The sequence below is a fragment of the Burkholderia sp. Tr-862 genome (genome assembly GCF_011753085.1).
Taxonomy (GTDB): Bacteria; Pseudomonadota; Gammaproteobacteria; order Burkholderiales; family Burkholderiaceae; genus Burkholderia; species Burkholderia ambifaria.
The window spans coordinates 1-6704 of sequence record NZ_VWWG01000249.1; the positions used below are offsets into that span (position 1 = coordinate 1).

At 69.4% G+C, this 6704-nt stretch carries 8 protein-coding genes; 5 read left to right on the plus strand and 3 right to left on the minus strand.

Annotated features, from left to right (window positions below):
* Positions 1–118, plus strand: a 118-nt coding sequence (locus F3J14_RS32780; protein WP_247682338.1) for a Mut7-C RNAse domain-containing protein, incomplete at its 5' end; no start/stop codon positions are given.
* 75 nt (positions 119–193) lie between these two features.
* Here F3J14_RS32780 and F3J14_RS32785 read toward each other — a convergent pair.
* Entirely contained in the window at positions 194–430 is a 237-nt protein-coding gene (locus F3J14_RS32785; RefSeq protein WP_105832044.1) for a hypothetical protein, read from the minus strand.
* 369 nt (positions 431–799) lie between these two features.
* Between F3J14_RS32785 and F3J14_RS32790 the strand changes: the two genes are divergently transcribed.
* From F3J14_RS32790 to F3J14_RS32805, 4 genes are read left to right on the plus strand one after another with little or no spacing between them, the layout of a single operon-like run.
* Positions 800–2005 (plus strand): efflux RND transporter periplasmic adaptor subunit, encoded by a 1206-nt coding sequence (locus F3J14_RS32790; protein ID WP_166726441.1) that lies wholly within the window; start codon positions 800–802, stop codon positions 2003–2005.
* 10 nt (positions 2006–2015) lie between these two features.
* A complete protein-coding gene (locus tag F3J14_RS32795; RefSeq protein ID WP_166726442.1) occupies positions 2016–2714 on the plus strand; it encodes an ABC transporter ATP-binding protein in 699 nt (232 codons plus the stop codon).
* An 18-nt stretch (positions 2715–2732) separates the two neighbouring features.
* The gene (locus F3J14_RS32800) at positions 2733–3887 is read left to right on the plus strand and encodes an ABC transporter permease (protein ID WP_166726443.1); all 1155 of its coding nucleotides are present in this window, start codon (positions 2733–2735) and stop codon (positions 3885–3887) included.
* An 8-nt stretch (positions 3888–3895) separates the two neighbouring features.
* Positions 3896–5062, plus strand: coding sequence for an ABC transporter permease (locus F3J14_RS32805; RefSeq protein ID WP_166726444.1), 1167 nt, complete (start codon positions 3896–3898; stop codon positions 5060–5062).
* Positions 5063–5075: 13 nt separating this feature from the next.
* On the opposite strand, the gene F3J14_RS32810 is transcribed toward F3J14_RS32805, so the two are convergent.
* Together F3J14_RS32810 and F3J14_RS32815 are read right to left on the minus strand one after the other, a co-directional pair.
* Complete coding sequence (locus F3J14_RS32810; protein ID WP_166726445.1) at positions 5076–6413, minus strand: carotenoid oxygenase family protein; 1338 nt, start codon at positions 6411–6413, stop codon at positions 5076–5078.
* Between the two features lie 15 nt (positions 6414–6428).
* Positions 6429–6704, minus strand: a 276-nt coding sequence (locus F3J14_RS32815) for a DUF2239 family protein (RefSeq protein WP_166726446.1), incomplete at its 5' end; no start/stop codon positions are given.

Here is a 6704-nt window from a genome sequence, read left to right on the forward strand (position 1 = left end):
GGTCTGCCGGCGCGTGTTCTGGGAAGGGTCGCACTGGCGGCGCATGCGCGCGGTGGTCGACGCGATGCGCGCGCTCCCGCCCGGCGCACCGGACGCAGCGGACACGACGAACGGCTGAAAAAAAACCCCGCAGGCCGGAGCGTGCGGGGTTTCTCGACGGGCGGCCGGCAAGGCCGGCCCCGACGAAGCGCGCTTAGTTTGCTGCGCCTGCGTCGTTCGTGCCGGCTGCCGAAGCGGCTGCGGCCTTCGCCTTGCCCTTTGCCGAACCGTGCTGCTTCAGTGCGTGCTTCGGCTTGGTGTGATCCTTCTTCATCGGTGCCGAGGCGGGAGCCATCGCGCCGCCGTCTACCGGCTGCGAAGCCTGTGCGAATGCCGAAACCGATGCGAGAGCGAGTGCTGCGGTCATGATCGAAGCGAGCGTCTTCTTCATTGTTCTTCCTTTAGCGGAGAAAAAGTCAAACGTACCGGTAAGAGATGCGAGGCATCCGCATCGGGACATCAGTCGCGCCGGGTTGACGGTCGCCGCCGGGCGGGTCGGCTTTCGCCTCTTCGCCGCGGCAAATACTGACGCACTCGGTCCATAACGCACCGCCCGCACCGCGAGTTGACACGCTGCACCCAACCCTCGGGTTTCCCCCGACGTACGGGCTTGCGGCCCGCCCGACGCGCCGCCGCGACCGGCGTCAATCGTCCGACAAACCGGCTCTCGCGCCCGTCGCGGCGACGCTATACTGGCGTCCTTCCGTCCCAACCGGAGCGCGGCCGGTCACGCTACCGCCGCCGTCGCGAGGCGCCCAAATTGCCCGACCACAATCTGGACAAACTGAAAATCGACCGGCGTCCGATCGCGCCCGCGCCCCGCCGGCGCCGGTGGGTCCGCTATGCGGTCGCCGCCGTGCTCGTGATCCTCGCGATCGTCGCCGCGCTCGCGCTCACCGGCCGCCCGACGGTCGACACGACCTCCGTCACGTCCGCCTACCCGTACCAGAACGACACCCAGCTCAATGCGACCGGCTACGTCGTGCCGCAGCGCAAGGCCGCGGTCGCGTCGAAGGGCCAGGGGCGCGTCGAATGGCTCGGCGTGCTCGAAGGCACGCGCGTGAAGAAAGGCGAGATCATCGCGCGGCTCGAAAGCCGCGACGTGGAAGCCTCGCTGGCGCAGGCGCGCGCGCAGGTGCTGGTCTCCCGCGCGAACCTCGGCGTCGCGCAGGCGGAACTGAAGGACGCGCAGATCGCGCTGCGCCGCAGCGCCGTGCTCGCCCCGAAGGGCGCGGTGCCGGCTGCCCAGCTCGACACCGACACGGCCCGCGCGAACAAGGCGCGCGCGACGCTCGGCAGCGACCAGGCCGCGATCGCGTCCGCCGAAGCGAACGCGCAGGCCGCGCAGGTCGCGGTCGACCAGACGGTGATCCGCGCGCCGTTCGACGGAATCGTGCTCGCGAAGCACGCGAACGTCGGCGACAACATCACGCCGTTCTCGTCGGCGTCGGACAGCAAGGGCGCCGTCGTGACGATCGCCGACATGGACACGCTCGAGGTCGAGGCCGACGTCGCGGAATCGAACATCGCGAAGATCCGCGCGGAGCAGCCGTGCGAGATCCAGCTCGACGCGCTGCCCGACATGCGCTTCGCGGGCCGCGTGTCGCGCATCGTGCCGACCGTCGACCGCTCGAAGGCGACGGTGCTCGTGAAGGTGCGCTTCGTCGACCGCGACGAGCGGGTGCTGCCCGACATGAGCGCGAAGATCGCGTTCCTGTCGAAGCCCGCGTCGGCGCAGGACCGGCAGCCGGTGACGGCCGTGCAGGTGAGCGCCGTGGTCGAGCGCGACGGCCGGCCGGTCGTGTTCGTCGTGAAGGACGACACCGTGCATGCAACGGCGGTGACGACCGGCACGCGGATCGGCGAACTCGTCGCGATCCGCGGCGTGAAGCCCGGCGACACGGTCGTGCTCGCGCCGGACGCGAAGCTGAAGGACGGCGCGAAAGTGACCGTCGCGAAGAAGTAGCGTGGCGCGCGTGAACGACGCCTCGCCTCCCCTCGTCGAGATCAGCCACGTCGCGAAGTCGTACCGGCGCGGCAACCAGGTCGTGCCGGTGCTGACCGACATCACGCTCGACATCGGCGAAGGCGACTTCGTCGCGCTGATGGGGCCGTCGGGTTCCGGCAAGAGCACGCTGCTCAATCTCGTCGCCGGCATCGACCGGCCCGACAGCGGCGAGCTGCGCGTGGGCGGCCTCGACATCTCGCGGCTCGAGGAGGCGCAGTTGGCCGAATGGCGCGCGGCGAACGTCGGCTTCATCTTCCAGTTCTACAACCTGATGCCCGTGCTCACCGCATTCGAGAACGTCGAGCTGCCGCTGATGCTCACGCACCTGTCGCGCCGCGAACGGCGCGAGCGCGTCGAGCTGGTGCTCGACATGGTGAACCTCGGCGACCGGACCAGTCATTACCCGTCCGAGCTGTCAGGCGGCCAGCAGCAGCGCGTCGCGATCGCGCGCGCGCTGATCACCGATCCGGTGCTGATCGTCGCCGACGAGCCGACCGGCGACCTCGACCGCGCGTCGGCCAGCGACGTGCTCTCGATGCTGCAGCGGATGAACGCCGAGCTCGGCAAGACGATCATCATGGTGACTCACGATGCGCACGCGGCCGGCGCCGCACAGTCGCTCGTGCATCTGGAAAAAGGGGAGCTGATCGATGGGCACGCCGTCTGACCGACGGGAGCGCGCGCGATGTACGTGCTGAAGCTGATCGCGCGCAATGCGCTGCGGCACCGGCTGCGCACGCTGTTGACCGTGCTCGGGCTGACCATCGCGGTGCTGGCGTTCGGGCTGCTGCATACCGTGGTCGACGCGTGGTACGCGGGCGCGGCCGCCGCGTCGAGCGGCCGGCTCGTCACGCGCAACGCGATCTCGCTCGTGTTCCCGCTGCCGGTCAGCTACGAGAACCGGATCCGCGGCGTCGACGGCGTGACGGCCGTGGTCCGCTCGAACTGGTTCGGCGGCGTGTACCGCGACCCGAAGAACTTCTTCGCGAGCTTCGCGGTATCGGAAAACTATCTCGACCTGTACCCGGAATTCCTCCTGCCCGCGCAACAGCGCGCCGACTACAACCGCGACCGCCGCGGCTGCCTGGTCGGGCGCCAGCTCGCGACGCAGTTCGGCTTCAAGGTTGGCGACGTGATCCCGCTGAAGGGCACGATCTATCCGGGTACGTGGGACTTCGTCGTGCGCGGCATTCTCGACGGCCGCGACGACTCGACGATCACGCGCCAGCTGGTGTTCCACTGGGACTACCTGAACGAGACGGTGCGCAAGCGCACGCCGAAGCAGGCCGACCAGGTCGGCGTGTTCGTGCTCGGCGTCGCGAATCCGGACGACGGCGCCGCGATCGCGCGCAACGTCGACGCGGTATTCAAGAACTCGCTCGCCGAAACGCTGACCGAGACCGAGCAGGCGTTCCAGCTCGGCTTCGTCGCGATGTCGAACCAGATCATCGCGGCGATCCGCGTCGTGTCGTACGTGGTGATCCTGATCATCATGGCCGTGATGGCGAACGCGATGGCGATGAGCGCGCGCGAACGGACCGCCGAATACGCGACGCTGAAGGCGCTCGGCTTCGGCCCCGGCTTTCTCGCGCTGATCGTGTTCGGCGAATCGGTGGTGATCGCGGTGGCCGGCGGCGGGCTCGGGATACTCGCGACGCCGCCGGCCGCGAGCCTCTTCAAGCAGGCCGCGGGCGGCATCTTCCCGGTGTTCAAGGTATCGGCCGAGACGATGACGCTGCAGGCCGCATGCTCGGTCGCGGTCGGCATCGCGGCCGCGCTCGTGCCGGCGTGGCAGGCCGCGCGCGTGCGCGTGGTCGAAGGCCTGCGGGCGATCGGCTAGGCGCGCTCATGGCGATTCCGTTGACCTACATCGCGCGCAACCTGTGGACCCGGCGGCTCACCACCGCGCTCACCGCAGGCGGGATGGCGCTCGTGATCTTCGTGTTCGCGACGGTACAGATGCTCGATGCCGGGCTCACGAAAACGCTCGTGTCGACCGGCGAACCCGACAACGCCGTGGTGATCCGCAAGGGCGCCGAAACCGAGATCCAGAGTTCGATCGACCACCAGCAGGCCAACGCGCTCGAGATGCATCCGGCCGTCGCGCTCGGTCCCGACGGCCGGCCGCGGGTGTCGAAGGAAGCTGTCGTGCTGATCTCGCTCGTGAAGACGTCGAGCGGCAAGCCGTCGAACGTCGTGATCCGCGGCGTGTCGCCGGCCGGCCTCGCGTTGCGGCCGCACGTTAAGCTCGTGGCCGGCCGCACGTTCGCGCCGGGTTCGTCGGAGATCGTCGTCGGCAGCGCGATCGCGAAAGGCTTCAGCGGCACGCAGCTCGGCGACAGCCTGCATTTCGCGCAGCGCGACTGGACCGTGGTCGGCGTGTTCGACGCCGGCGGCAGCGGCTTCGACTCGGAGATCTGGGGCGACGTCGACCAGCTGATGCAGTCGTTCCGCCGCACGAGCTACTCGTCGATGGTGCTGCGCATCCCGAGCGCCGACGGCTTCGCGCGCTTCAAGGCCGATATCGACGTCGACCCGCGGCTGACCGACGAAGCAAAGCGCGAACAGATTTTCTACGGCGACCAGTCGAAGGCGCTGTCGAGGTTCATCAACATCCTCGGCATCACGCTGTCGACGATCTTCTCGATCGCCGCGATGATCGGCGCGATGATCACGATGTACGCATCGGTCGCGAACCGCACCGCCGAGATCGGCACGCTGCGCGCGCTCGGCTTCAAGCGCATGAACGTGCTCGCCGCGTTCCTGCTGGAAGCGCTGCTGCTCGGCTTCGTCGGCGGCGTCGCGGGGCTCGCGTGCGCGTCGCTGATGGAATTCGCGTCGTTCTCGACGACCAACTTCCAGACCTTCTCCGACCTGTCGTTCCGTTTCGTGCTGACGCCCGCGATCGTCGTGAAGACGCTGCTGTTCTCGCTGGTGATGGGCCTCGTCGGCGGGTTCCTGCCGGCCATGCGCGCCGCGCGGCTGAACATCGTCGACGCGCTGCGCGCGCGGTGACGCGCGCGACCGCTCACACCCGGCGCTCGCGCGGCACCCATGCGCCGTGGAAGCCGGCGGGCACGCGACGCGGCAGGTGCACCGTCGCGACCGGCGCCGCATCGATCGCGCGGGCATCGAGGATCACGACGTCGTTCGTATCCGTTGCCGCGCGGTAGACCACCACCAGCAGCCAGCCGTCGTCTTCGTCGGTACCGCCCGGGCGCTGCACGAACACCGGCTCGCCGTTCTGGTCGCCGGCCGGCACCGCGTAACGCGTCGTCGTGCCGCGCACGTGGTCGAAGCGCATCACGCCGCGCATTTCCGCGTTGTTCGGCTGCTCGACCGCATACAGATAGCGGTAGCTGCGCCCCGTCCTGCTTTCGTTGATGCGCGGCAGCTCGATGCCGCCGTCGGCAAGCGGCCCTTCGTCGACCAGCCCGTTCGCGGTATCGATCACGTAGCGCCACAGCTCGCCGACCGGGTTGTCGGCAAAGCGGCCGGTGCGCGCGTCGAGCCGCAGGAACCATGGATAGCGAACCACATCGAGCAGAATGCACGACGCGTCGCAGTCGTACGCGTTCACGACGTGCTGGATGAAGCACGGCTCGATGCCGAACCAGCGCACGTCGCCGCCGTGGCGCGGGATCACGCCGATCCGTGCATCGCGGTCGTCGTGCCAGCGCAGCGGCATCCGGTGCCCCTGCTTCAGCATCGCGAAGTCGTAGCCGACATTCAGGTCGAGCAGCAGGCTGCGGGTTTCGGTGATCGCGAGGTCGTGCATCATCGACGGCGCGCGCACGTCGACGGCGAGGTCGACGCGCTGCACGCCGTGCGCGTCCGCGACGCCATAGCGCAGCCACGGTTCGCGCCAGTCCGCGCGAAACAGGATCAGCTCGCCCGTCACTGGATCGACCTTCGGATGCGCGGTCATTGCGCCGCCGAGCGCCGCGTGCCGCGCGGGTGCGCCGAGCGTGTCGAGGGCGGCCGTGATCGCGACCGGCGCGCCGCCTTCGGCCAGCGCCAGCAATTCGCCCGCGTGCTGCAGCACGTTCACGTTCGGATTGGTGTCGGGCAGGTGCGGCGCCTGCGCGGGTGCATGCACGGCGGCCCAGCGCTGCGTGCGCGCCCAGCGGTTCCGGTAGCCGGCCGCGCGGCCGTTTTCGAATGCGATCGCATGCAGCATCGCCGCTTCCGGCCACCACGACAGTACGTCGTTCCCGTCGAAGCGGCCGCCCGGCGGATTCGGGCCGTTGCGCAGCAGCGTTCCGTCGAGTTCGGGCGGGATCGTGCCGGTCACGCGCAGCCCGACGACGTCGACTTCGTCAGCGACCGGCGCGATCGCACCCCGGTTCAGGTCGAATACGGTCATCGCATCGACGCGCCGTCAGCAGTCTTCGATCGACGGCGGCAGATCGCCGCGCGCCAGCGCGAGCGCATGTTCGCGCACGTCGTCCGGCCAGCCGGCAATCAGTTCGGCCAGCCGCGCGAGGTCGTTCGCATACAGCGCACGCGCGGCTTCCTCGAAACCAGGCAGGTCGCCCGCGATCGCGGACATGAAGTGGTACGCACGCGCTTGCGCGTCGCGACGCCGGTCGGCCGCCGCATGCGTGCGCCGCGCGTCCTCGACGAGCTTGCGCAGCGCGACCGACGCGCCGCCCGG

Coding starts and splice junctions, on each gene's coding strand:
- F3J14_RS32785 (WP_105832044.1), bottom strand. CDS start 430: ATGAAGAAGACGCTCGCTTCGATCATGACCGCAGCACTCGCTCTCGCA.
- F3J14_RS32800 (WP_166726443.1), top strand. CDS start 2,733: ATGTACGTGCTGAAGCTGATCGCGCGCAATGCGCTGCGGCACCGGCTG.
- F3J14_RS32805 (WP_166726444.1), top strand. CDS start 3,896: ATGGCGATTCCGTTGACCTACATCGCGCGCAACCTGTGGACCCGGCGG.
- F3J14_RS32810 (WP_166726445.1), bottom strand. CDS start 6,413: ATGACCGTATTCGACCTGAACCGGGGTGCGATCGCGCCGGTCGCTGAC.